This is a genomic window from Paenibacillus lycopersici (assembly GCF_010119935.1).
Lineage (GTDB): Bacteria > Bacillota > Bacilli > Paenibacillales > Paenibacillaceae > Paenibacillus_Z > Paenibacillus_Z lycopersici.
In genome coordinates, this window is record NZ_CP048209.1 from 4382531 (window position 1) to 4406656 (window position 24126).

Genomic DNA, 24126 nt, shown 5'->3' on the forward strand with positions numbered 1-24126 from the left:
CTCTTCAATTCTTCCGTTTGCCGCCGAAGGACGGCAGCCATACCGGGGTGATGATGCCGTACTTCCGCACGACGACGACCGCCATGATGCCGTTCCAGCATATCGTCGAGCAGCAGGCGGCGAGCCCTGCCCCGGTCATGCCGATGACCGGAATGAGCGCCACGCTCATGACGACGTTCAACGCCGTCGAGCCCGCGAGCACCCGGGTCAACAAATTATGCGACCCGGCCATCGTCGCCAGCGTGCCGTTCTGGCCGCAATAGGCGCCGAACAGCTGGCCGACCGACATGAGCAGCAGCGCGGGGTACGCGTCCGCGAAGCCCGGTCCGAACAGCGTCAGGATCGGCTTGCCGCCGATCGCGAACGCCGCGCAGACGACGACGGCGAACGCGAAGCCCGCCCGTCCCGAAGCCGTGCACACCTGCTGCAGCTGTTCGCGGTCGCCTTTCGCGTACGTCTCCGACAGCAGCGGCGCCGCCGTCATGTTGATCGCCGTCCGGGCGAAGGCGACGAGCGTCGCCAGCCGCACCGCGGCGGAGAAATACCCGGACGCCGTCTCGCTGTCCATCGCGCCCATGAGCAGCACGTTCAGCTGCCCGAGAATCAGGTACATGCCCGCGTTCACCATGAGCGACAGCGACAGCCGCGTCCAGGAACGCGTCTCGTACTGCGCCTCGACGGCCGCGAGCCGGCTTCCGATCCGCCGCTTCAGCACGACCGCGCCGATGACGTACGAGACGAAGAGCGAAGCGGCGAAGCAGATCATCGCCGTGCCCGCGCCGGCTCCGGTGCCGAGCAGCGGCACTGCGAGCGCCAGCAGGCCGATCGTCAGGATCGGGCGGATGATTTTCTCCGGCATCTGCGCGAAGAGCACATCCTTCAATGCCTGCAGCGCGCTCTGCCGCAGCGTGGCGAGCGTCAGCAGCGGGATGGTGACCATGCCCGCCGCGTAGCAGACGATCTGCTGCTCCGTCATGCCCCCGCTGCGGATGGCGACGACCGCCAGGCCGACGGCCATGACGATCAGCGACAGCACGAAGCCGATTTGGTTGGCGCGCTGCAGCAAGCCTTTGATGAGCGGCCAATTGTCCTTGGCCTTGTACGAGGACACCAGCTTGACGAGCGTCGTATCGAAGCCCAGCTTCGCCGGAAAAATCATGAACGTCGTCACCGTCGTCACATAGGCGAAGGTGCCGTATCCCGCCGCGCCGAGCAGGCGGGCCAGGACGATTTGCATCAGCAGCGCGAGTCCCATGCCGCTGACATTGATCAGGAACGTCAGGCTGCCGCCTTTGGCGAGCGCCCTCCTCGCCGACGATTTCGCCGGCGCCGATGACGGTACGGCGGGCGCGTCCAGCCGTTGTGCATTTGCCATGTTGTGTACGACCACCCTTGCGATTGTTGGCTGCGGCCAATCTCGTTCAACGTTCTATTCCGTTCTCCCTACGACGCGTTGCTGTACGAAGGGACGAGATGCTTCAGCACCGCGCGAATTTCGGCCGGCTGGCGGCCGAGCACCTGCTCCAGCTTGCGAATCTCGAATTCCAGCTCCGAACGGTTGATCTGCATCGGCTTCCCGACGAAGATCCGGTCATGCATCGTGGAGGTCAGCCCTTCCTCGCTCGTCAGCAGCTCCTCGTACAGCTTCTCGCCTTCGCGGATGCCGCTGAAATGAATGTCGATGTCGACATGCGGCTCGAAGCCGGACAGGCGGATCAAATCCGCGGCCAGGTCGTAGATCTTGACCGGCTTGCCCATGTCGAGAATGAAGATTTCGCCGCCCTGCGCGAAGGCGCCGGCTTGAATGACCAGCTGGACGGCTTCCGGGATCGTCATGAAGTACCGCACCATCTCGGGATGCGTCACCGTTACGGGGCCGCCTTTCAGAATCTGATCCTTGAAGCGCGGTATGACGCTGCCGCGGCTGCCGAGCACGTTGCCGAAACGGACGGCCACGTATTTGGTCTTGCTGTGCTTGTCCAAGCTTTGGATATACATTTCCGCGATGCGCTTCGTCGTGCCCATGATGCTCGTCGGATTGACGGCCTTGTCGGTCGAGATGAACACGAACCGCTCGGCGCCGAATTGATCCGCGCACTCGGCGACGTTCTTCGTGCCGAACACGTTGTTCTTGATCGCTTCCGACGGATTGCGCTCCATGAGCGGCACATGCTTGTGCGCGGCGGCGTGGAACACGACCTGCGGCCTGAACTTGGCGAAGACGTCCTCCATCCGCTTGCGGTCCTGCACGTCGGCGATGACCGTCTCGATGACGAGGCCCGGACAAGACGCGAGCAGCTCCATCTCGATCGAGTAGATGCTGTTCTCGCCATGGCCGAGCAGCAGCAGCTGCCGCGGCGCGAACGGCGCGATCTGGCGGCACAGCTCCGAGCCGATGGAGCCGCCGGCGCCGGTGACGAGCACCGTCTTGCCTTCCACGTAATTGGCGATATGCTCCAGGTCCGTCCGAATCGGATCGCGGCCGAGCAAATCCTCGACCGACACGTCCCGGACGCGGGCCGCGCTGCTGCGCCCCTGCATGATCTCGTTCAAGTCGGGCACGATTTTCAGCCGGGCCTTCGTTCCTTTGCACACATTGATCACGGCGGAGATTTGCGCCTTGGAAGCCGATGGCATGGCGATGATAATTTCGTCGACCGATTCCCGCTCCGCGATCTTCGGAATGTCGCAGCGGCTGCCGAACACGGGCAAGCCGTACAGCGACAAGCTGCGCTTGTACGGATCGTCGTCGATGAATCCGACGGGCACCGTCCGCGCGATCTCGTTCTGCAGCAGTTCCTTCGCGATCAGCGAGCCGCAGCTGCCGGCGCCGATGATCAGGGCGCGGGTGCGGCCCTGGCTCTGGCGGCGCCGGCAGGTGCCGAAGTAATCGCAGAAGGCGCGCCACATGAGCCGCGGACCGGCCATCAGGAAGATCATGGCGGTCAGGTGATGCAGCAGCAGCAGCGCCGGAAGCTCCCAGCCGAACACGGCGTTCGCGACCAAGAACGGCACGATGGCCGTAACGGCGGCGGAGACCAGAATGGCCACCAGTTCGCCGACCCCTGCATACTGCCAGATCCGGCGGTGCAGCTGGAAGCGGAACATGCACAGCACGCCGAGCGCGCCGGCGAGCAGCATGTAGAGCAGCGGCATCGCGACGCCGTACGTTTGCAGCGGATCGCCGGTCTGCAGCAGGAACGCGCACGCCGATCCGAGGACGATGGCGGATACGTCAAGCGCGATTAATAAATGCGTCCGATAAGCGGAAATCATGACTCTTACTACCTCCTCGATTTCATTCGGCCGAAGCCTGCGTGTAGGAATAATAGCCGCTTAATTCGCTCGCAGCCGTCTGGTTCAGCGCGACGCCCACGATCTTGGCCTGCACGAATTGGAGCGCGTCGCGCGCCTTCGCGGCATGCTGCCGCTTCCCGCTTCTCGCGTTGATGACGAGCAATACGCCGTCGCAGCGCGACGCCATGATCTGCGCATCGCTGACGGCGAGCACCGGCGGGGTGTCGATCAGCACCAGATCGAAGCTTTGCCGCAGCTCGTCCAGCAGCAGATCCATCTTGCGCGAGGCGAGCAGCTCGGACGGATTCGGCGGAATCGAGCCCGAAGGCATGACGCTCAAGTTGCGGATATGCGTCTCCTTCACCGCCTCGCGGGCCGCCGCGTTCCCCGCGAGCACATGGGTCAAGCCGCACCGGTTGGACAGCTGGAACGTCTGGTGCGCCGTCGGCTTGCGCAAGTCCGCATCGAGCAGCAGCACCGATTTGTCGGCTTGGGCGTAGGCGACGGCCAAATTGTTGATCGTCGTCGTCTTCCCTTCCCGCGGGCTCGCCGAGGTGACCATGAGCAGCTGGAGCGAGCGGTCGACGCCGGCATATTGCAAATTCGTCCGCAGCGTCCGGTACGCTTCCGAAATCGGCGACAACGGATTCAGGTCCGTAATGATCGGCCGGCCGCTTGTCACGTTGAATGGTTTAGTTTGCTGCACGCGATTGTTCCTCCCCTTTCGAAGTCGCTTTCGTCTTGCGCGTACCGCGCAGATCCACCTGCCGGATCGACGGAATCTGCACGAGCGTCGGCAAGCCCAAGTACCGTTCCACGTCGGCTTCGGACTTGATCCGGTCGTCGAAGTAATCGAGCAGCAGCACGAGGCCGATGCCGAACATGAACGAGAGGACGAACATGATGGCCATATTCAATTTCGGGTTCGGCTTGATCGGCGACGGCTGCTTGTTCTCGTTCGCCATATGGAGCAGGTATACGTTATCGACCTTCATGATGCTCGGGATTTGCGCCTGGAACACGACCGATATCGCGTTGACGATGCGCGCGGCCAATTTGTAATCGGTGCTGGCGTACGATAGCGTGACGACCTGCGTGCCGTTGACCGACGTGAAATTGATGCCCCGCATCAGATCGTCCGCCGTCACGCCGAATTCGGGATGCTGGGCGACGACTTTGTCCATGATGGCCGGCGTGCGGATAATTTCCTTGTAGGTGTTGATGAGGCTGATATTCGTATTGATCGCGTTCAAATCAAGCTGAAGCATGCCCGGCTTGTCGTTCGCGGAATTGACGATGAGCTTCGTGTACGCTTGATAGACCGGCTGCAAATACATGTAGCTGACGATGCCTGCCGCGGATGTGCTGACGATGACGATGGCGACAAGCAGCCACACCCGCTTGCGTATGATGGACAAGTAATGCCGCAAATCCAGATCGATGCTCAAGAGTTGAATCCCTCCGTCGTTTATAGTTTGAATGTTGGCAGCTTCGCGAGCAGCCGCGACATTGCGCTGCGCCGCTCGGGCAGATTGCTCCGCTCCATCGGCGCGTCATGCCATACGGCGCGGGCATTGCGCTCGTAAGCGGCGGACAGCGCCCTTCCGAGCTTGGCCGCGACGATGTCGTGCGCGGCGAGCAATTCGTATGGTCTTGTCGTTGCGTTATGCGCGTCGGAAGCGATCGTCTGCACCAGATTGCGCCTGCACAGCTCCAGCGCGGCGCTTTTGACGGCTTTGCCGAATCGGCCGGTCAGCGAGTGCGACGTCAGCTGCGCCATCGCTCCGTAATCGGCGAGCCGTTCGAACTGGCTCGGGTCGGCGGCGATTTGCGCGTTGCGTTCCGGATGCGCGATTATCGGCGTCCAGCCCGCGATGCGCAGCTCGTGCAGCATGTCTTCGATCCGCAGCGGGATGCGCGAGGACGGAAGCTCCAGCAGCACGTACGCGGATTTGCCGAGCGGCAGCAGCCGGCCCGCTTCCAGATCCGCGACCAGATTGTCGTAGACGCGGATCTCCTGGCCCGGCTGAACGATCAGCGGAATTCTGCGTTTGCGCAGCTCGGCGTTCATGTTCTCCGCTTCCCGGCGGATGCGGCCGGCATCGGTCTCGTACGCGCCGGGACGGTAATGGGGCGTTGCGATAATTGCGGTCACGCCGTCGTAGGCGGCGCGCCTTGCCAGTTCCACAGCTTCCTCCAGGTGATCCGGGCCGTCATCGAGCCCAGGCAGCAAATGACAATGCATGTCGATCATGGATCTCTCCTATGGGGGACGTTGTCGTTTTGAGCACGATTAGATTATGTCACAATGCCAAAAAGCCGATCAGGGAAGAAGGTAATAATTTCAATTAGGCGTCCGTTCGTGTTTTCAGATCTACGAATATGCTGTAACTCCTACGCTTATTCACAAATTCGACAAATTAATTTCCATATTCAACCATTTATTATCTGTTTTCAGCAAATATTCGCACAATAATTATTTTCTTAATAAAAGTAAGTGATCTGACAAAAGTATTACAATTTACTTACAGTTCATAAAGCCGACTCCCTTACTCCCGAGCGGCCTGGCTGCCGTTTCCCTGTGGAAGCCGTCCCGGTACAAACAGGCGCAAAAGTTTCCCGCGGGCAAACGAAACAAGGTCTCCGGTATGAATTAGCGATCGGCTAGGTACAGCGAAGCAGCGCGAGGACCGCCTGCAATCGATGGAGGATATGCCCGTTTTCAGGCGCGCTTCGGTTCCCCTGTCCTACAAACCGGGCGAAATGCAGGCTTCGGTCCCCTTTCGCGCATGCCAAAAAGCCTTTCATCCTGCTGCGGATGCAGCATGACGAAAGGCTTCTTTAGTATTTATTAATGCAATCTTTATGCTTCCTTAGACTGAAGCGCTTGCAGAAGCTCGTCGCTCCACGACTCGATGGCGAGCAGCGCTTCGTAAGGATCGCCATCGATGCCCAAAACCCGGACGAAAGCCGGCTCCGTCTTCACGCCCTCGTACTTCAGCCGCACGATCCGCTCCCGGAATGCTTCGCCGAGCAGGGCCAGCAGTCTCGCTTCGACGACCATATGGCGGTATCCGTTCTGCTCCCGTACCGGAAGCCTCGCCCCGTAAATTTCGACCGGCCAACGTTCCAGCATGAAATTGGCCGTGATATACTCGCTGCCGCCCGTCCCGGACCGATGGCAGCCGAAGCCGATTTCCCTTCCGAATCTCTCGGTCACCTCCGACTCGAACCGCTCCGCGTCCGCATAGCGGCAAATGACATCCAGATCGCTTGCCGGCGTTTCAATGCCGATCGGTACCGTGCCGACCAGCACGGGATCGTACGCCGCGAGCTTGTCCATCACCCGATGCTTCGTCAGCAGCGCGAACACTTCGGCCTGCACGGCGCTGCCCCGCTGCAAGTACGACAGGTTCGTCCAATCCGTTCCTTCATTAAAAGAATGCATAAATGCCGCCCTCGAAATAATGGAATTCATGCTCGCTGATTCGCCTCAACCCATAGCCTTCATAGAACAGCCGGATGTCTTCCGCCTGCTCGAACGCGTTCGTCTTCGGCCTGATGGCGAGCGCGATATCGTAGCGCGGATCGCCGAAAGCGGCGCCGCCCCAGTCGATGACGCCAACGGCTTCATCCTCGCGCACAATAACGTTATCGATCGTATAATCACCGTGAATTAGCGTGCCCGGGATCGGCTCCGGCCGCGAACGTTCCAGCTCGGCCAGCAGCTCGGCGCTGCCGTCGACCTCGTAACGGGCCAAATTACAGGCCGATTCCCGCAATATGTTCGTCAGCCAATCGCCTTGGCCTGTCAGCGCGGCCGGAGCTGCCGTTCCGTGAATGGCCCGCAGCAGCGCGCCGTAGCTGCGAATCGCCTTCGCCCGTTTCGACTCGTTCCGCTCCTGGGCCAGATACTCCCTCAGCCGCATCCCTTCCATATAAGATGTGGCGAGCCAGCTTGCGCCCGCCTCATCCTCGTCGTAGAAGCCGCAAACGCGCGGTATCGGCAAGCCGCTCGGCTGCAACAGCAATAAATGACGATGCTCCTTCCGCAGCCAATCGCGGAACGGCTGGCGATCGCATCGCTTTACGATAAACTCGCCGGCCTCGGTGCTGATATGCGCCACCGCGGACGTATGCCCTTGAATCGGCATCCGCATCCGGATGACCGGCCCGATTGCGCTCACTATCTCCGCCGGAATGTCGGCCGCCTTCATTGATCATCCCCCGATCGCATGCCGTTGCGATGCTTGCGGCGGGAGCCCGTAATATTCGGCAGCTGCGTCCCCAGGAACAGAATGAACAGGAGCAGCACAAGCCCGATGCCGATGACGGAGCCGTTGACGGATACGTTCATTTGAGCCAACGTCAGATAGATCAGCAACCCGGTCACCGTCAGAATGTTTTCGCTGAAATTCTGCACGGCGATCGTCTTGCCGGAGCCGATGGTCGACTTGCCTTCCTCTTGCAGCATCGTGTTCAGCGGAATGACGAAGATGCCGCCGAAGATGCCGATCAGGAACAGCAGCACGATCGTCAGCCACAGCACGTAGGTCATCGTGGCGAGCATGACCGAGGCAACCATGAACAGCCCGTAGAAGAACGCCCGGTGCAGCTTGCCCGCCGGTACCAGCTTCGGCGTCAGAAAGGCGCTGACGACGACGCCGACTGCGGTAATGCCGATCATCATCGACTGCTGATCCGTATCGGTGATGCCGAGGTTAAGCGGCAGCCAGGCGATCAGCGCAATGCGAAGCACCGCCGCCGTCAGCCAGAACGAGCCGGTGCCGATGAGCGAGAACCTTGCCCGCGGATTGCGGAACATCGTGCCGAAGTCGCGAAGAAACTGCATCGCTTCCTTCCCGTACCGCAATTCGGCGTTGCCCTCGCGCGCCGGAATGATGAAGGTCATGAGCAGCGACAGGAGGTAGACGCCGAGGCAGGTAAGAATCGCCGGCAGGTCGGAGTTTTGCGCGAGGAAGCCGCCCGCCACCGTACCCAGCAGAATCGCCAATATCGTCGAGCCTTCCACCTTCGCGTTAGCCCGCAGCAGCTCGCTCTCCGTGCTCGTCAGCTCGGTCAGAATGCCGTATTTCCCCGGCGAGTAGACGACCGCGCCGATGCCGACGAAGACATAGCACAGCGCAGGCGGCAGTCCGAACAGCAGCATGGCGATCCCGACCGCCTTCAATGCATTGCCGAGCAGCAGCACGTTCGACTTTGCTTTCTTATCGGCGAACGCGCCCACGATCGGCGCCAAGACGACATAAGCGGCCAGAAACGCAATCTGGATGTAATTGACCGCGATATCCGGATTGTCCACGCCTTGGCGCTTCACCATCCCCACGATCAGAAAAAAATTCAAATTATCCGCGAACGCGCTCAAAAACTGCGTCAGCACGACCGTATTCAGCGGCGACAACCAACGTTTCATTCCAATCCCCTTCCTTATGTACGGCCATTCGATACGGCCCTCCCAAAAATCATGACTTCCCCATCATACCTCAAAGCCCGTCCGCGCTTAAAGGCCAAACCCGATTTGCATGCAAAAAAAGAACGGCGCCCGAACCGTCGGTTCGCTGCCGTTCTCCCGTTTGCCCTACCTGTATGAAGTTCGCTTGCCGTTATGCGCTTCCGCATACCGTTGTTATCCGTCTCCGCTTGCCGTTACGCCGAGTCTCGGCCTTGGTAGTGCACCGGCTTCATCGTCGCCTGGACACCCTGCCGAACCCGACCCGCGTCTTCGGCTTCGTCGACTTGCGCGGCGTCAACCAGCTGCTCGACTTCTTGCCGCCGCTGCCGTCATTCCGCGTGATCTTCCCTTTGGACGGATTGCTGAGCGCGCCGCCCGATCCGGATTTGGTCGTCGAATCGGCGTTCTTCGACCGCTTGAATATCGAGCCGGTTCGCGTTACCGTCATCGGCGGAACGGCTTTCTTCTCCTGCGCCGACGGCGCATGGTAGCTGCCGCCCGTCGGCTTGTACGTTCCGCGTTCCTCATAACCGCGATACGTCCCGTGGCCGTATCGGCCGTTATCGAACAAGCTGCCGAGGAAGCTGGCCAGCAAGTAGCCTTCCAGGAAGCTCGAGCTGTAATTCTCGCGCACGTATTCCTTCGAGTCGACTTCGATCAGCGTGTCTTCCGGCTTCTCGGCATCCTGCTGCAGATGGATGATCCGGTTGGAGTAGACGAGGAACATGCGATCCTTCGCCTCTGTCGACTGCTGCTCCGGCTTCTGCTGATCGGCGAGCGCCTTCGCGACTTCCGGTACGCTGACGCCTGCCGCGCGGTATACGTAAGACGTGCTCGAACCGCTGCCGTTCACCGATTCGAGCGGATACTGCTCCTCGATCTTCTGGTCGATGCCGCATGCCGCCAGCAGCGGTAAGACGAGCGAGAAGACGAGCAGCAATTTAAGCCAATAAGTCCCTTTGCTTCGCATTCGGCTTCCCCTCCCTACGTTCCGCGGAGAACGCGGACATCAGCCGGAAGCACGTCTTCCCCTTCGTACAGCATGAACCGCCCGTCCTGCCATTCGATGCGGAGCAGCTTCTGATCGTCCGACTGGTACTGCCAGACGTACTGCTCCCCGGCATGCACGAAGGGCGTTTTGCCGTTGGCGGACACGAAGCCGGAATATTGCTCTTCCATATGATAGACCCGGTTGTCCAGCTCCAGCTCCGTCGGCACTTCCTCGACGGAATCCAGCCGGCCGTCGATCGGTTCGTAAATGGCGAACAGCGTGCGCTCGCGTTCTTCGATCGTTAAGTAGCGGATAGCGGAGCCGTCCTGCAGCGTGAGCACGACGATATTGCGCTGGCGGTTCTGCACGCTGCCGATGACCTGATAGGTGACCAGCGAGATTTCGCAGACGTCGCCGGGGCCGATCGTCAGCATGCTCTTCTCGACGAGAGGAGGCTCGGGCTTCGCGATAATATTTTTAATACGAGAGAAAATTCCCATGGCGATAGCTCCTTATGCGTCAATTTTGCGGAGGGCCGGCATCGCCCGCCGCTTACAGGCAGGCTCCGATGATCAGCGCGCCGGCGACGTGCAGCGAACCGGCGAACAGCGCCGTCGCGATCCGGTTCTGCCTGGTGCCTTCGGTCAGATCCAATCCAGCGGCGGCCCGCAGGGCGAATTCGACGAGGCTTTCGATGAGCAGCAGGATAACGAACGATATCGCCGACACGGCCAGCGCTTCCCACAGATCGTCCGACGTCGCAATCGAGCGGGACAAGATATACGCCTGCGCGAGCAGCTTCATCATGAAGCGCGTCGTCACCGCCACGTTGCCTTTCTTGATTTCTTCGAGATCCTTGTACCGGGTGAAGAGCGAATCGATTGCCATCAGCACGATCAGCAACACCGCGCCCGCTCCGGTCCACACGAGAATGCCGAGCATTTGATCCAAATTCATGCGCACTTAGCCTCCATCGTCATCGTCTTTGATCCGCAGCTTGGCCAGAGCAAAGAAAAAACGTCCTAGGGCGGATGGAGGCGGAGAAAGCCTTGCGATCCATGCCGGCAGACGTTCTTTCCACAAGCCAACAACTGCGGATAGTTACCGATCGTATACGACTAGTATACGACGAATTTATTCTTTTTTCTCGTATTGTTTCATGAGCGCCGCCAGCTCGTCGTCAACGGCCTTGTTCTTGCCCAGCGCCTCGAACTCGTCGTCCAGCGATTTGCCCTTGCTGTTCATTTCGTTGCTTGCTTCGGCTTGCGCTTCGGCTTGCAGCATCTTCTCTTCCATCCGCTTCAGGCCGGACATCGCCGTGTCGGAGCTGAAGCCCGTCATCGCCTTGTTAATATCCGCTTGCGCCTTGGCCGCTTTGTAGCGGGCGACGAGCGTCTCGCGCTTGTTCTTCATCTCGGTCAGCTGGTCGCGCATCTCGCTCAGCTTCGCGCGGAGGTTATCGGCTGATGCTTTGTTCGAGTCGTAGCTTACTTTGTACTCGTCGCGCTTCTGTTCGGCCGCTTTCTTCTCTTCGAGCGCGCGCCGCGCCAGCTCCATGTTCTGCATGGATGCCGCCGTATGCGCCTGCTCGTTGCGCTTCTGTACGAGCGCATCCTGTTCTTCGTACAGCTGCTTGAATCGTTTCTCGATCGCGATTTGCGCGGCTACCGCTTTCTCGGCGTCTTCCAGGTCTTCCTGCATGTCGCGGATGTATTGATCCGTCAGCTTGATCGGATCTTCGGCTTTCTCAATCAGGGCATATACGTTCGATAAAGTCAGGTCGCGCAAGCGTTTAAATACGGACATGGTTTGGTTCCTCCTTGATATTATGCTGTTCGTCAGCGTTCATGTTACCTAATACGGCGATAAGGCGGATTGCGTTTCAATAATTTTGGCTGCCGTTCCGTTCATCCCTTGCTGCGATTTGCGCCAATCCGTCGGCGAGGCGCCTTCCTTCTTCTGAAACCAGCCGCTGAACGCATGGATCGACGCGAAGCCGATCAGGCTGCCGATCGTTTGCACCGATTTGCCGGTCGACCGGAGCAGCCATCTCGCCTCTTCGATCCGGCATTGCTGCTGGTACTGCTTCGGCGACAGGCCGAACGCCTGCTTGAAGGCGGAACGGAACGCGGACTCCGACAGCCTGCACGCCTTCGCCAGCTCGCCGATGGACAGCTCCTTGTCCAAGCTGGCGCGTATGTAGTCGGCTGCCGACGCCACGGACAGGCTCATGCCCCGGCTGCCTTGGTGCTGGAGCAGGAACAGCAACAGCAGTTCCACCCACGCCGCGAGGCAGGCCGCTTCTTCCATTAAAGGCTGCGAAATCATGCGAAGCCATTGCCTGTATAAATCCTCGTATTGCGACAAGGCGATCGGCGATAGCGCGAGCAGGCGCGGGGTGCGATCCGGCGCCAGACGCGCCATCAGCCGGTTGATGCGGTCCGGCATGCCGCCCGCCTCGAGGACGCCGAAGCGGATCGGCGCATCGCTGCGGTAATCATGGCTCACGCCGGAAGGAATCAGTACAATATGCCCTGCCTGCAGCGGATAGCTGCCCGCGCCGCACAGGAACGTTCCGCTCCCCTCCAGGACGGCCGACAGTTCGAACGTGGCATGCGCATGCGGCCCCATATGCCAGCCGGCACGATACGTTACGAAGGAGCCTTTCGCATGCGGCATTTGCATGGGCGACCTCTCCTTCCGGCTGTTTACCCTTAATCTACCATAGCGGACGAAAGCAAGAAAGAGCCTTTCGATAACGGCCAAGGCCGCGAAAGACTCTTTTGCCCATCGATCTGCAGCCCGCCGGCCGAATGCCCGCCGCCTGCTATACGCCCCATTTGGCACGGGCGTCTTCCATCTTGACCGTCGCCCCGGAATGCCAGGCATAATGCCCCTTCGGCTTCGCGCCGACCCAACGTTCGTCCGCCGGCTCCGATTTCAGCTGATAACGCGTGTCCGCGCTGAGGCGGTATCGGTTCGTCCGGTTCGTCAGCGACCCGTGCATCGTGTACATCCCGAAGATGATCGCGTCGCCGGCCCGGAATTGCGCCGTCGCCCAGCGGCCGCCGTATTTCTCGATCAGCTCGATGGGATCGTCGGTGAACCACCCGTCGACCCGGTCGCGGTCCACGTCCATCTGCCCGTACGTTTCGCGGATGCGATCGAAATGCTGGGAGCCGAGCAGTACCGCCAGCCCGCCGAGCTCGTAGGGAATATCGTCCAACGGCGTCCATAACGTGTATAGGTTTGTCGTTCCGCGCCCCATATATACGATATCGTAATGCGCCCCCGTGAAGCCGCCCGTTTGCACGGCGCGGACCCATTTGTAGTCGTACGTCATGCTCTCTCCGCCCAGGAAGCGATCGAAGAACTTCATCGTCGACGGACCGTTCACGACGTCCAGCAGCTCCTGCGGCTGCCGTTCGCTCCCTTGGAACGACGCGCCCCGATTCGCTTCATTAATAATGCCGTCCTCGATCGCGGTGCCTTCGGCCAGCTTGCCCTGCCCGGCCATCCGCTGCAGGAAGCTCAGCTTCGCCCGCAGCACCCGATCCCGGTCATGAAACCCGCGAATGAACAAGTATCCGTCCTCTCTTAGCCGTTCGCGAAGCGCCTGCTCGTCGTTCAAAATATCGTTCGATTCTTTCAACTGCGTCAAGTAGGGTCCTTCCAGCTCCAGCTCGCGTTCCCCCATTATTACATGCACCGTCATGGTTCCGCCTCCGTTCAGGATTATTACCGATACGTGCTTACGTGCAGTATACGACGAAGATGCGGGCATGTCTTTGCATAAAACGAGACGGCATTTGCCCAAAACGGCACAAAGCGCGGGCGCTTTCGCCGGCATGTCTGCTAACGTTCAGTAATAAGCTGTACCAAGCGCATGGAGAGCTTGCGCGGCTGCCGGCGGGTCAAGGATGGCGCATGGCGCGGCAAGCGGATCGCTTCGCATAGGGGAGGCTGGCTGCTATGGCTACGGAGACGCTGATCGAAACTCATATCGTAGTCCTTCTTCAGGACGGATGCCGCGTGCACGGCGTTGCCGAAGCGAAAGGCGGCGATACCGTCATCCTCTATTCGCCTGCCGGACGCCTCGATCTCTACGCCCGGATTCTGTTCGCCGGCGGAACCGCGACGAAACGGCATGTGAACGATCTCTCCCTTCATGTCTCGCCGGTCGAAGGCGCGCCCGTCAACGCCTGGTATCTGCAATATATCCGCATCCTCGGCGATAAGATCAACCGCGGTTTCGGCTCCATCATGCTGCGCCAGCTGCTCCTGCTTGCCGAGCGGGAAGGCGTCGCCTATATTGAAGGCCGCATGCAGCAGGCGGAGCATCGGGAACATCTCGACCGGCTGCGTTACTTCTATGCCAAGTTCGGCTTCGTCATCGATGCGGACGGTCTCATGCGTTGGGAGAATACGCGTTTCGCCGCCTCCCGCGCAGCTTCCGAGCCTTCCGCCGCGCGCTCTTCCGCATCGTCGTCGCTAGACAATCGGCCGCTGTCTGCGCGCCTTCATAAAATCATCAAAAAAGTGTTGCATCTTTTTTGATGATTATGTTAATATTTCATTTGTGTTCAGAACACGCTAGCCGGTGTAGCTCAGTTGGTAGAGCAACTGACTTGTAATCAGTAGGTCGTGGGTTCGACTCCTATCGCCGGCACCATCTTCATCTCGGGACGTAGCTCAGCTTGGTAGAGCACCTGGTTTGGGACCAGGGGGTCGCATGTTCGAATCGTGTCGTCCCGACCATGCGCGAACATTCGCCGATTCCCGATCGGCATTAACGGCATTACGATTGCCATACGATTGCCATACGATTGCCATAAAAAGAGAAGCACGAGCGATTCGCTCGTGCTTCTCTTTGTCTATTTAATCAGCGCGCTAGCAGTCCGGCACGCTGTCGATCGGCGGATTCCGCCATTGACGGTTTTTTTTGGGACGTGGTATAGTCGGAATGCATTCGCTATGTAACCACTATCCTATTATACCGCAAAGGATGATTCATATGACGCGAAAACCGCGCATCGCCGTCGTCGGCAGTTTGAACATGGATCTCGTCATTTCCATGCCGCGCATGCCGCGCATGGGCGAATCGATGCAAGGGGACGACATCCATTACATATCCGGAGGGAAAGGCGCGAACCAAGCGGTCGGCTGCGCCAAGCTTGGCGCGAACGTCGACATGATCGGCGCTGTCGGGAATGACGGCTTCGGCGCGCAAATTCTGGAGCGGATGAACGGCTTCGGCGTCGGAACGGCAGCGATCGCCGTCCTGGAGAACGTTCCGACCGGTACGGCCACCATCCTGCATACGGAAGGCGACAACTGCATTGTCGTCGTGCCCGGCGCGAACGGGAAGTGTACGCCGGAACAAATCCAGGCCCACGCCTCCATGATCGCGGGCGCGGACGCCTTGATCGTACAGCTCGAAATCCCGCTGCCGGCCGTGGAAGCGGCGCTGCGGATCGCCCGCGAAGCCGGCATCCCCACGATCATCAACCCCGCCCCGGCGGCTGCGCTGACGGACGAGCAGCTCGGGCTCGGCGACTATTTCACGCCGAACGAGACCGAGTTTGAATTCTACTGCGGCGCCTCCGCATCGACCGAAGAGGAATTGTTCGGTCAGATGCATGCATGGAAGAAGCGGTTCCCGCAGCAGACGCTGATCGTCACGCGCGGCAAGCACGGCATCTCCTGCCTGGCCGGGGACGAGATCGTCACGGTTCCCGCTCCGCTTGTGAGCGTCGTCGATACGACGGGCGCCGGCGATTCCTTCAACGCCGCGCTATGCTTCGGGCTCGCGTCGGGCTGGGAGCTTGAACGGACGCTGCCGCTGGCCGTTAAGGCCGCGTCGCATTCGGTCACCGTCTTCGGCGCGCAGGACGGCATGCCGGCGCTGTCGGATTTGGAGTAGGTTTCAGAACATCCGATTGTTTCGCTGTTCGCGGGTTCGCGGTTCGCGGACTTGCGAGCTTGCGGGCTTGCAGGCTTGCGAGCTAGCAGCCCTGCGGTCCTGTGGACTCGCGGGCTTGCGGTTCGCGGACTTACGGACTCGCGATCTTGCTGTCTCGCTGTATCGCGGGCTTGCGGACTTGCTGTCTTGCAGGCTTGCGGGCCAGCAGCCCTGCGGTCCTGTGGACTCGCGGTCTTGCGAATCCTTTCCCTAACAATTTGATCGCCACGCGAGCAGCGCCGTCTCCTCTCGACCGTACGGCGTACTTCTCTTCCTCGTCGAACAGGCGATGCAGCTGCTGCATCGCCTCAGGCTGCCCGGGAAAGTTCGACGCCTTAGGTGTTGAAAGGATCGCCTTCTTCCGGGTCTAGCGGACATAGGTTCCTTTATTTTGACGAAATCAGACTTTTGGGGTTAACGATCGGACACAGGATCCGCTAATATCCCCGAATAGCATCGAAAACAAGCTCATCGGCCGATATAGCGGATCTCCTGTCCGCTTCCTTGCTTCGCCGGACGTACAGTGACCCAGCCGTCATGAAGATTGCAGGGTCGCAACGGTTGGAGCAGTCCCCGCCGGCGATGCGGCCATTGGATCGGTTCGAGCTCGAAGGCTCACGATGTTACGAGCTTGCTCGAATCATCCATTACTTATAGGTGTTTCTCTCATTATGAGGCTGGTACGATTGCGCAGCCGTCACCTGTGGCGGAGTTTATCACATTCAGTGGGACTACAAACCGTAGTACTACAAAGGTTAGTATAGGCTAGTTAAGGCTAGCACGGGCAAGTACAGGCGATGCAGCTGCTGCGTCGCCTGTTCGCCTATCCCGCATAGCTGCTGCGCCATCGTCGACAGCGGCAAAGAAATCGCAAGCAACGGCGCTTGATTGCGTCAGCCAGGCTGCGCGCGTGTTGACGTAGGTTCACGAGCTTGCGCTTGTCCAGCAGCTAAGCGCCTCCAAACGCGGGCTTGCCTTCGCATTCGTTGGCAGCACAAGACGGCGCGGGCAAACGGTACGATGAATCCCGTTTGCCCGCGCCGCGAACGCGAAGCTTATGCAAGACTGTATTCGAGACGGATTAGAAGGTGCTCGCAGGCGTCGTGTCGGAGCACCAGCGCGTGTTGAACAGCTCGTGAAGCAGCACGTCATGCGCATCCTTCGTGCCGATCCGGCGCAGCGCTTCCAGCGCATGGCCGCGCACGTAGCGGTTCTCGTCCTCCAGCGAGGCAGCGAGCGCCGGCACTGCGTCGGCAGCGGCTGCGCCGATGCGGACCAGCGCCAAGCCGGCCATGAACCGCACCTGCGTATCTTCGTCCGACAGCGCTTGAATGAGCGCCGGCACGACGGATTGCGGATTAATGCTCATGATGCCGAGCGCGTCCACGGCCGTGCGGCGAATGACGGCCGACGGGTGATTCATGAGCGATGCCACTTTCGGCACGGCGCTCTCGGCGTAGCCGCGCAGCTCGGAGAGCGCGAAGGCGGCGTGGTTGACCGTCGTCTCGTTATCGCTCGCCAGCGCCGCCGTCAATCCGGCGACGGCATCCGAACCGGCGGTCGACAAGCCGTACGATGCGATGCGCGAGACCCGCTTCGATTCGCCATGCAGCGCTTCGAGCAGCGCGCCGATGCCCGCCAGGCCGCTTGCCGCCAGGTCGTACGACGCGCCAAGCGCTTCCGGCTCGGTTCCTTCCGCCATGCGGGAAGCGAGCGCCGCAACGGCTTCGGCATCGGCCGGAAGGCTGTTCACGCGCGAAGCCGCGCGGCCGGAAAGCCAGTTCCATACGTCCTCGGCGATCGGCTGATATGCCGGACGCCCGCCTACGGACGCGATATCTCCGATTTCCGGCGCTTGGTTGTCCCAAGTCGGAACCGTCGGCGCTTGCGTGCGCATGAATTCGAACTTGAGCATGAAGCGCGGGTTGCCGAGCAAGTTCGGCGTCGAGCGATGCCAAATATCGTAGTGGATGAGCGCGAACGTGCCCGCTTCGCCTTTCGCCGTCGCTTCTTCCTCCATCTCGTCGGAAGCGAAATTGCGTCTGTCCTCGTAATGCGTTCCCGGCAGCACGCCGGTCGGTCCGAGCTCGGACGGCGTATCTTGCGGGAAGTACATGATCATCGCCCACCACGGATGGTGGTTGCGCAGCCGGTTGTAGCCCCAATAGCTGTCTTTGTGCCAGCCGCCCGGCGTCGGAATGGAATTGTAATGGCCGTGGCGATGCGTATGGAGCAAGTATTCCGGGCCAAGAACGCTCGTCAGCGCGCCCGTAATGACCGGATGCTCGAACACCCGCTGCAAATCGCGGATACGCGGCAAAATGTTGTTGCCCGGATTGCCTTCTTTATCGTATATTTCGTTCAGCTGCGTCACGAGCCGGTCGTGAAACTCGCGGGGAAAATCAGTTTTGAGAATAAGAAATCCGTTGGCAATGAAAGATTTCATCTGTTCGTCATTCAGTAATAGCGGCTGCTGTGCCATCGTTCGATCGTCCTCCTTGGGGTTCTTTCTTCCCCTTCATTATAGATTCGGGGAAGACGCTTTCAAATGGATAGGGCTAAGAATGAAGGTGCCAAAGTTAAGGTGTACGTTCCCCCGCCGGCCAAAATCGACTATGATAGAGCCATAACGACGGTCAAGCCGGATGGCGCGCGATGCGACGCACGCCTTACGCACCGCGGCTGACCGCCAGTGTAAGGAGACCCCCATGAACATGAAACGCGAGCACAGCGCCTTGACCGACCTGCTGCATACGCTGCAAATCGATGTCATCTCCGCCTTCAAGACGCAGGTGACGCATGACTGGCATGATTATGACTTCGTGCCGGAATACAATAAGTTCTATTACATCGTCGAGGGCGAAGGCTGGCTGAAATCCGGCGCGACGGAGCTGACGCCAACCCCCGGCGATCTGTGCATGCTGCCCGCGCACGTCATCCAGTCGTATGCCGCGCAGAAGGGCCGGCCGCCGTTCCTGAAATATTGGTGCCACTTCACGGCGTCGATCGGCCCGTTCGACTTGTTCCAATGGATCGGCGCGCCCTTGTCGATCCCGATCGCGGACCGCGAGGAAATGACGGCGCTCTTCAAGCTGCTCGTCAGCCTGCGCGCCAACGATTCCGTCATCTCGCGGCTGCGCGAGAAATCCGTCATGCTGGAAATAATCGCGCGCTATCTGGAGCATGTGCCGATCACCATTCTTCAGCATCGCTCGGAGGACTTGAAGCGCATTCAGTTCATCCAGTCCTACATCGACGGCCATATGGACAGCAGCTTGAAAGTCGAAGACATGGCGCGGGCGGCGCATCTGCATCCGAATTATTTTATCGCGTATTTCAAGAAGCACTTCGGCGTCTCGCCGCTCAAGTACATGAACCGCCGGCGCGCGGACAAGGCGAAAATCCTGCTCACCACGACCTCGCTCAGCATCAAGGACGTCGCGGATCAGACGGGCTTCAAGGAAACGAACCATTTCGCGAAGTTCTTCCGCAAGGAGACGGGCCAAAGCCCGACGGAATACCGGCTGCTGAACGGCGGTTAAACGCGCTCAATGCGCATGACCGAGGCCGGTCATCCTCTTGCGCTGCCCGTCATTGCGCGCTGCGCCACGGTACAAGACAAAGGCTATCTCCAATAAGCGGCTTTAAGCCAAGCTTCCGGAGATAGCCTTTGTCGCGATCCCTGCTGCAAATGGCGCGCTTCCGCATAAAAACGCCTCTTGGTCGTCCCAAGAGGCGTTCAATCGTTCGTTCGGCACGCATCGCGGCCGATGGATTATTTGCGGATATTGAATCCGATGAAGGTCTTCGAATCCAGATCGTATACGACCGTCAGCGGTCCGAGCAGCTGGTCCTGATCCGTCGCGTACGTGACGGCCGCGAGCTTGCCGCCGCGATCCTTCGCTGCCTGCAGCAGCTGCTTCGCTTCGTCGGTCGAAGCCAGGACGCCGGAATCGGCCGCGTTCACGAGGCTCACTTCGGCATCGGCTTGCTTCGTCGTCACATGCTTCTTCTGCTCGTTCGTAAGCTTGTTCCAGGCGAGCGTCCGGAATTCGCCAACGGCTGCCGGCGTAAGCGCGTCCGCTTGATCCCCGAGCACGACCAGGTAGAACAGCGGGCTGATCGGCGGCAGGCTCTTCGTCATCATCGGGCCGTAGTAGGCGCGCACCCTCATGCCGGCCTTCACGTTCTCCCAAGCGACCGGCTGCCCTTCCTTATCGACAACGCTCGTTTCTTTGCCCGCGTTCAGCACGACCGACGACAGCGAATCGCCGTCCGCGGCCTTCCCAAGCGTCACCTGCCACCCGTCATTCGTATGTTTCACCGTTTGCACGGCGTCTTCTTTGATCAAGTGCTCGCTGCCGAGCGTCACCTTCGCGGCATGAGATTGTCCCGGATAGCTGAGTGCCATGACCGGTCCGTACGCCGCGGTAATTTCCGTGCCGGCCTTCAGCGCGCTCATCTCCGCGGCTTGACCGTTCGCGCCCGTCAGCTGCGTATCCTTGTCCACTGTCAGGATCACCCATCTGTTCGTGCCTTTGCCGATGACATCCAGCTGGTACGAACCGTTCGGCAGTTTATTCACGCCTTGAATGATGCCCGCGAGCGTCATGTAGTTCGCCTCTTCCTGACCGCCGTTTCCATTACCGTTTCCGCCGCCGTCATTGCCTCCGTCTCTTGACGTAAGCGACAAGGTCTTATCCTTCGCATCATAGCGAACGTCGTAGCCGAGCGCGTCCGCCTCGCTCTTCGCAGGCAAGTAGGCTTGACCGTTAATAAATACAGGCTTCAGCGAGGTTTGCTCGCCGTCTACCGTGACTTTGACATCGCTCCTGACGAATCCATTCACCTTCTGCAAGAAGCCCGAAGCTTCCGCGGCGACCGCCGAGCCTAGCAGCCCTGCAAGCGTAGCGACGATAATGACTTTCTTCTTATTCATAAATTCCTGCTCCTCCCGCTGTTCGCAATGATGTTGTAAGATCTTACATGTCCCTAGACGCGCGGGGGATGGAAAAGGTTGCAGCTTGACCTTTTGGATTCTTCGGCGCCATCCCGAATGACGACGATAGCGGCCCGATGGACGACAAAACCGGCATGGAAGGCATCCATGCCGGCCGGACGGTTCGATTCATTCATTCTCGTACCACGGATTCAAATGAACGAGCACCTCGTCCACCTCGGGATGGGCGTCCCGCACTCTCTTCTTGATCTCCCGGATGATGTCATGCCCTTCCTGGATGGTGAGCGTGCCGTGCACCGCCACTCTCGCGTCCACGAGCACGTAATGTCCATGCTCGCGCGCGCGAAGCCGGTCGATCCGCTTCACTTCGCGCACCTCGCGGATATGCTCCAGAATATCTTCGATCTTATCGGGGCTCAGACTCTTATCCATCAGCACGTCGACCGTTTCCCGCGCCATGTCGAAGCCGAGCTTCAGGACGAGGAACGAGACGATGACGCCCGCGGCCGGATCGCCGTAGCTCAGCCAATCGACGCCGTTCCGCTCGCCGATCCAGGCGAGTCCGATGCCGACCGTCGCCGCCAGGGAAGCGTACACGTCCGCCAGATGGTCGTAAGCCGTCGCCTTAAGCGCTTTGCTGTTGACGCGGTCCGCGATCCGCTTCGTATAGACGTACAGCACCTGCTTGACGAGGAGCGAGACGATCGCCGCCGTCAGCGCGATCAGATGCGCTTCGCCCGGCGGCCGGAAGAAGGCCAGAACGGCGTGATAGCCCATGTAGAGCGCCGCGATGACGAGGATGAACGCCACGACCCCCGCCCCAATCACTTCGGCTTTGCCGTGTCCGTACGGATGATCTTCGTCCGGCGGCTTGCCGGAGAGCCGCATCGAGCTGTACGCGGTCGCGGTGGCGATGATGTCGCCGGCATTATGGATCCCGTCCGCGATCAGCACCTGGCTTTTGAACAGAATGCCCACGATCAGTTTCATGCCCGTAAGAAAGACATTGCTGAGCAGAGAAATCCACATGGCGATGATTGAAGAACGATTTTCCAAGCTGTCTCTCCTCAATTCCTCTCTGTTCTCGTAGGGCATCTTACCATTCTTTCCCGTTACAAATCAAATGCAGTCTATGCGCGAAATGATTTGCTCGCGCCGCGGCCCGACCGAAATACGCGTGATCGGGACGCCGAGCAGCGTCTCGATGCGGCGGACATAGGCCTGCGCTTGCGGCGGCAGCTCGTCGAACGAGCGCGCCGCGGAAATGTCGCATTGCCAGCCCGGCAGCGCGGTCATGACCGGTTCGGCCGCTTCCAGCGGCGCCGTCGCCGGAAAATCGCCGGTAACGGTACCGTCCGGCAGCCGATACGCCTCGCAAACCGGAATTTCCGCCAAATACCCGAGCACGTCCAAATTCGTCAGCGTGACCGATGTCGCGCCCTGCAGGCTGCAGCCGTAACGGGTCGCCACGGCGTCGAACCAGCCGACTCGCCTTGGCCGGCCCGTAACGGCCCCGTATTCGCCGGCATCGCCGCCACGGCGCCGGAGCTCTTCCGCTTCCGGACCATGCAGCTCCACGACGAACGGCCCGGCGCCGACGCAGCTGGAGTACGCTTTCGTAACGGCGACGATGTCGGCGATCGACCCGGGCGGCAGCCCCGCGCCGACCGACGCGAACCCCGCCAGCGTGGACGACGAGGTGGTGAATGGATAAATGCCGTGATCGGGGTCGCGAAGCGCGCCGAGCTGGCCTTCGACGATAATGCGTTGGCCTGCCGCGCGCGCCCGGTGCAGAAGCGCCGTCGTATCCGTTACGTACCGCGCGATTCGGGCGCCGGATGCCATCAGCTCCGGAAGCAGCGCCTCGGCCGAGAGCGGTTCATGTCCGTACAAGTGCCGAAGCAGCACGTTCTTGCTGGCAAGCGACTGCTCCAGACGGCGCCGCAAGCGGTCTTCGTCGTACAGATCGGACGCTTGTACGCCCAGCTTGGCGTACTTATCCGCATAGAACGGCGCGATGCCGCGCCTCGTCGAACCGAAGCTTGCCCCGCCGAGGCGCTCTTCCTCCAGCCGATCGAACAGCCGATGGTACGGCATGACGACCTGCGCCCTGTCGGATATAGCGATCGCCGGCGCAGGAACTCCCCGCTTCTCCAGCTCCGCCAGTTCATGGAGCAGCACCTCGATGTCCAGCGCCGTTCCCGGACCGATCACATTCGTTGCGGATGGATAAAAAACGCCCGATGGCAGCATCCGCAGCACGAATTTGCCGTAATCGTTCATAATCGTATGCCCCGCGTTGCTGCCTCCCTGGTAACGGACCACGAACGAAGCGTCCGCGGCCAAAATATCCGTCACCTTCCCTTTGCCTTCGTCTCCCCAATTCGCTCCTGCGACTGCCGTAACCGTCATTGCCCGATCTCCCCTTGCCCCTGTGATTATGCTGCAAGGTTGATTATAATGGAGACAATAGCATAAGAATAATTGATATAAATAATATGAGCTATCAAATGAGGTAATAACTATGCCGGAAATCAATCTGGAGTGGTACCGCAGCTTCTATTGGTGCGCCAAGACGGGCAGCCTGTCGCGCGCGGCCGGGAAGCTGCATATTACGCAGCCCGCGGTCAGCCACACGATCAAGCAGCTGGAGGACATGCTCGGCGGACCGCTGTTTATCCGCGGCGCGCGGGGCGTTCAGCTCACGGCGGAAGGCGAGCTGCTGTACCGTTACGTGGAGCAGGCGTTCAATTTCGTTGCGGCCGGCGAGAAAAAGCTGCTTGAAATGCATCAGCTCGCATTCGGGGAAATTCGGATCGGCGCGGGCGACTCGCTGTGCAAGCATTATCTGCTCCCTTATCTGGAGCGGTATCACCGCGCGTATCCGCAAATTCGCATCCGCGTGACGAACCGGACGACGCCGGAGACGCTCGCGTTATTGCGGGAAGGGGCGATCGACCTCGGCATCGTCAACCTGCCCGCCGCGGATGGCAGAACGGAGATTGCGGTCAGCTCGCCGCAGCAGGACTGCCTGGTCGGCGGGCGCAAATACGCCGGGCTGGCGGGCAGGCCGCTGAAGCTGGCGGAACTGGCGCAATACCCGCTCCTGATGCTGGAGGGAGGGACGAGCACGCGGCGGCATCTGGACAGGCATGCCGAATCATGCGGCGTAAAGCTGGAGCCCGAGCTTGAGCTGGGCAGCATGGACCTGCTAGCGGATTTCGCGAAGAGCGGACTCGGACTTGCGTTCGTCGTGCGGGACTATTATCGCGGGGAATTGCTTGCGGGCGACCTCGTCGAAATTCCGCTCGCCGAACCGGTGCCGCCGCGAGGAATCGGCATCGCTACGCTTCACGGCGTCCCCCGCTCCGAAGCGGCGAAGCGCTTCCTCGCCCTTCTGCCGGCAGCCGGGGCGGGGGAATAGGACGAGCGGCCGCTGCGGC

23 protein-coding genes and 2 tRNA genes are annotated in these 24126 nt (G+C 60.3%); 6 read left to right on the plus strand and 19 right to left on the minus strand.

Annotation, left to right across the window (positions count from 1 at the left end):
- Positions 1 to 4: 4 nt before the first annotated feature.
- From GXP70_RS19355 to GXP70_RS19420, 14 genes are all read right to left on the minus strand, one after another.
- Positions 5 to 1375, minus strand: a complete 1371-nt coding sequence (locus tag GXP70_RS19355) for a flippase (RefSeq protein WP_162358357.1) — start codon at positions 1373 to 1375, stop codon at positions 5 to 7.
- Between the two features lie 68 nt (positions 1376 to 1443).
- Positions 1444 to 3276 carry a polysaccharide biosynthesis protein gene (locus GXP70_RS19360; RefSeq protein WP_162358358.1) on the minus strand — a complete coding sequence of 611 codons (1833 nt, stop codon included), beginning with the start codon at positions 3274 to 3276 and terminating at the stop codon, positions 1444 to 1446.
- A 22-nt stretch (positions 3277 to 3298) separates the two neighbouring features.
- Positions 3299 to 4003, minus strand: a complete 705-nt coding sequence (locus GXP70_RS19365) for a CpsD/CapB family tyrosine-protein kinase (RefSeq protein WP_225442480.1) — start codon at positions 4001 to 4003, stop codon at positions 3299 to 3301.
- Positions 3990 to 4745 (minus strand): YveK family protein, encoded by a 756-nt coding sequence (locus GXP70_RS19370; protein WP_162358359.1) that lies wholly within the window; start codon positions 4743 to 4745, stop codon positions 3990 to 3992. The genes GXP70_RS19365 and GXP70_RS19370 overlap by 14 nt, the downstream gene beginning before the upstream one ends.
- 20 nt (positions 4746 to 4765) lie before the next feature.
- Complete coding sequence (locus tag GXP70_RS19375; protein ID WP_162358360.1) at positions 4766 to 5551, minus strand: tyrosine-protein phosphatase; 786 nt, start codon at positions 5549 to 5551, stop codon at positions 4766 to 4768.
- A gap of 609 nt (positions 5552 to 6160) precedes the next feature.
- Positions 6161 to 6745, minus strand: a complete 585-nt coding sequence (locus GXP70_RS19380) for a DUF4269 domain-containing protein (protein WP_162358361.1) — start codon at positions 6743 to 6745, stop codon at positions 6161 to 6163.
- Entirely contained in the window at positions 6732 to 7514 is a 783-nt protein-coding gene (locus GXP70_RS19385) for a phosphotransferase family protein (RefSeq protein WP_162358362.1), read from the minus strand. Before GXP70_RS19385 ends, GXP70_RS19380 begins: the two co-directional genes overlap by 14 nt.
- Entirely contained in the window at positions 7511 to 8731 is a 1221-nt protein-coding gene (gene lplT / locus GXP70_RS19390) for a lysophospholipid transporter LplT (protein WP_162358363.1), read from the minus strand. The genes GXP70_RS19385 and lplT overlap by 4 nt, the downstream gene beginning before the upstream one ends.
- Positions 8732 to 8999: 268 nt before the next feature.
- Positions 9000 to 9740, minus strand: coding sequence for a DUF4247 domain-containing protein (locus tag GXP70_RS19395; RefSeq protein WP_162358364.1), 741 nt, complete (start codon positions 9738 to 9740; stop codon positions 9000 to 9002).
- A gap of 14 nt (positions 9741 to 9754) precedes the next feature.
- Positions 9755 to 10261 (minus strand): DUF4178 domain-containing protein, encoded by a 507-nt coding sequence (locus GXP70_RS19400; protein ID WP_162358365.1) that lies wholly within the window; start codon positions 10259 to 10261, stop codon positions 9755 to 9757.
- Between the two features lie 52 nt (positions 10262 to 10313).
- Positions 10314 to 10718 carry a DUF350 domain-containing protein gene (locus GXP70_RS19405; protein ID WP_162358366.1) on the minus strand — a complete coding sequence of 135 codons (405 nt, stop codon included), beginning with the start codon at positions 10716 to 10718 and terminating at the stop codon, positions 10314 to 10316.
- 177 nt (positions 10719 to 10895) lie between these two features.
- Positions 10896 to 11567, minus strand: a complete 672-nt coding sequence (locus GXP70_RS19410) for a PspA/IM30 family protein (protein WP_162358367.1) — start codon at positions 11565 to 11567, stop codon at positions 10896 to 10898.
- Between the two features lie 48 nt (positions 11568 to 11615).
- The gene (locus GXP70_RS19415) at positions 11616 to 12446 is read right to left on the minus strand and encodes a helix-turn-helix domain-containing protein (protein ID WP_162358368.1); all 831 of its coding nucleotides are present in this window, start codon (positions 12444 to 12446) and stop codon (positions 11616 to 11618) included.
- 142 nt (positions 12447 to 12588) lie between these two features.
- Positions 12589 to 13476 carry a phytanoyl-CoA dioxygenase family protein gene (locus GXP70_RS19420; RefSeq protein WP_225442481.1) on the minus strand — a complete coding sequence of 296 codons (888 nt, stop codon included), beginning with the start codon at positions 13474 to 13476 and terminating at the stop codon, positions 12589 to 12591.
- A gap of 257 nt (positions 13477 to 13733) precedes the next feature.
- On the opposite strand from GXP70_RS19420, the gene GXP70_RS19425 reads away from it, so the two are divergent.
- The 4 genes from GXP70_RS19425 (at position 13734) to rbsK (ending at position 15684) form a co-directional block, all read left to right on the plus strand.
- A complete protein-coding gene (locus GXP70_RS19425) occupies positions 13734 to 14318 on the plus strand; it encodes a hypothetical protein (protein WP_162358369.1) in 585 nt (194 codons plus the stop codon).
- A 39-nt stretch (positions 14319 to 14357) separates the two neighbouring features.
- Positions 14358 to 14433 (plus strand) — tRNA-Thr (locus GXP70_RS19430).
- Positions 14434 to 14442: 9 nt separating this feature from the next.
- A tRNA-Pro gene (locus tag GXP70_RS19435) sits at positions 14443 to 14519 on the plus strand.
- Between the two features lie 256 nt (positions 14520 to 14775).
- Complete coding sequence (rbsK, locus tag GXP70_RS19440) at positions 14776 to 15684, plus strand: ribokinase (RefSeq protein WP_162358370.1); 909 nt, start codon at positions 14776 to 14778, stop codon at positions 15682 to 15684.
- Positions 15685 to 15814: 130 nt separating this feature from the next.
- On the opposite strand, the gene GXP70_RS19445 is transcribed toward rbsK, so the two are convergent.
- Entirely contained in the window at positions 15815 to 16027 is a 213-nt protein-coding gene (locus GXP70_RS19445) for a hypothetical protein (RefSeq protein ID WP_162358371.1), read from the minus strand.
- 777 nt (positions 16028 to 16804) lie between these two features.
- A complete protein-coding gene (locus GXP70_RS19450; RefSeq protein ID WP_162358372.1) occupies positions 16805 to 18205 on the minus strand; it encodes a HEAT repeat domain-containing protein in 1401 nt (466 codons plus the stop codon).
- Positions 18206 to 18431: 226 nt separating this feature from the next.
- Between GXP70_RS19450 and GXP70_RS19455 the strand changes: the two genes are divergently transcribed.
- Positions 18432 to 19265 (plus strand): AraC family transcriptional regulator, encoded by an 834-nt coding sequence (locus tag GXP70_RS19455; protein WP_162358373.1) that lies wholly within the window; start codon positions 18432 to 18434, stop codon positions 19263 to 19265.
- A gap of 233 nt (positions 19266 to 19498) precedes the next feature.
- Here the strand turns inward: GXP70_RS19455 and GXP70_RS19460 are convergent, their stop codons facing one another.
- From GXP70_RS19460 to GXP70_RS19470, 3 genes are all read right to left on the minus strand, one after another.
- Positions 19499 to 20662 carry a stalk domain-containing protein gene (locus GXP70_RS19460; RefSeq protein ID WP_162358374.1) on the minus strand — a complete coding sequence of 388 codons (1164 nt, stop codon included), beginning with the start codon at positions 20660 to 20662 and terminating at the stop codon, positions 19499 to 19501.
- A gap of 189 nt (positions 20663 to 20851) precedes the next feature.
- Positions 20852 to 21778 (minus strand): cation diffusion facilitator family transporter, encoded by a 927-nt coding sequence (locus GXP70_RS19465; protein WP_162358375.1) that lies wholly within the window; start codon positions 21776 to 21778, stop codon positions 20852 to 20854.
- Between the two features lie 24 nt (positions 21779 to 21802).
- Positions 21803 to 23095, minus strand: a complete 1293-nt coding sequence (locus tag GXP70_RS19470) for an adenylosuccinate synthase (RefSeq protein WP_162358376.1) — start codon at positions 23093 to 23095, stop codon at positions 21803 to 21805.
- 112 nt (positions 23096 to 23207) lie between these two features.
- On the opposite strand from GXP70_RS19470, the gene GXP70_RS19475 reads away from it, so the two are divergent.
- On the plus strand, positions 23208 to 24107 hold the full coding sequence (locus tag GXP70_RS19475; protein WP_162358377.1) for a LysR family transcriptional regulator: 900 nt from the start codon (positions 23208 to 23210) through the stop codon (positions 24105 to 24107).
- Positions 24108 to 24126: the final 19 nt, after the last annotated feature.

Coding starts and splice junctions, on each gene's coding strand:
- GXP70_RS19400 (WP_162358365.1), bottom strand. CDS start 10,261: ATGGGAATTTTCTCTCGTATTAAAAATATTATCGCGAAGCCCGAGCCT.
- GXP70_RS19470 (WP_162358376.1), bottom strand. CDS start 23,095: ATGACGGTTACGGCAGTCGCAGGAGCGAATTGGGGAGACGAAGGCAAA.
- GXP70_RS19355 (WP_162358357.1), bottom strand. CDS start 1,375: ATGGCAAATGCACAACGGCTGGACGCGCCCGCCGTACCGTCATCGGCG.
- GXP70_RS19405 (WP_162358366.1), bottom strand. CDS start 10,718: ATGAATTTGGATCAAATGCTCGGCATTCTCGTGTGGACCGGAGCGGGC.
- GXP70_RS19465 (WP_162358375.1), bottom strand. CDS start 21,778: ATGCCCTACGAGAACAGAGAGGAATTGAGGAGAGACAGCTTGGAAAAT.
- GXP70_RS19445 (WP_162358371.1), bottom strand. CDS start 16,027: ATGCAGCAGCTGCATCGCCTGTTCGACGAGGAAGAGAAGTACGCCGTA.
- GXP70_RS19455 (WP_162358373.1), top strand. CDS start 18,432: ATGAACATGAAACGCGAGCACAGCGCCTTGACCGACCTGCTGCATACG.
- GXP70_RS19425 (WP_162358369.1), top strand. CDS start 13,734: ATGGCTACGGAGACGCTGATCGAAACTCATATCGTAGTCCTTCTTCAG.
- GXP70_RS19380 (WP_162358361.1), bottom strand. CDS start 6,745: ATGCATTCTTTTAATGAAGGAACGGATTGGACGAACCTGTCGTACTTG.
- GXP70_RS19360 (WP_162358358.1), bottom strand. CDS start 3,276: ATGATTTCCGCTTATCGGACGCATTTATTAATCGCGCTTGACGTATCC.
- rbsK (WP_162358370.1), top strand. CDS start 14,776: ATGACGCGAAAACCGCGCATCGCCGTCGTCGGCAGTTTGAACATGGAT.
- GXP70_RS19415 (WP_162358368.1), bottom strand. CDS start 12,446: ATGCAAATGCCGCATGCGAAAGGCTCCTTCGTAACGTATCGTGCCGGC.
- GXP70_RS19385 (WP_162358362.1), bottom strand. CDS start 7,514: ATGAAGGCGGCCGACATTCCGGCGGAGATAGTGAGCGCAATCGGGCCG.
- GXP70_RS19395 (WP_162358364.1), bottom strand. CDS start 9,740: ATGCGAAGCAAAGGGACTTATTGGCTTAAATTGCTGCTCGTCTTCTCG.
- GXP70_RS19420 (WP_225442481.1), bottom strand. CDS start 13,476: ATGACGGTGCATGTAATAATGGGGGAACGCGAGCTGGAGCTGGAAGGA.
- lplT (WP_162358363.1), bottom strand. CDS start 8,731: ATGAAACGTTGGTTGTCGCCGCTGAATACGGTCGTGCTGACGCAGTTT.
- GXP70_RS19375 (WP_162358360.1), bottom strand. CDS start 5,551: ATGATCGACATGCATTGTCATTTGCTGCCTGGGCTCGATGACGGCCCG.
- GXP70_RS19450 (WP_162358372.1), bottom strand. CDS start 18,205: ATGGCACAGCAGCCGCTATTACTGAATGACGAACAGATGAAATCTTTC.
- GXP70_RS19460 (WP_162358374.1), bottom strand. CDS start 20,662: ATGAATAAGAAGAAAGTCATTATCGTCGCTACGCTTGCAGGGCTGCTA.
- GXP70_RS19475 (WP_162358377.1), top strand. CDS start 23,208: ATGCCGGAAATCAATCTGGAGTGGTACCGCAGCTTCTATTGGTGCGCC.
- GXP70_RS19410 (WP_162358367.1), bottom strand. CDS start 11,567: ATGTCCGTATTTAAACGCTTGCGCGACCTGACTTTATCGAACGTATAT.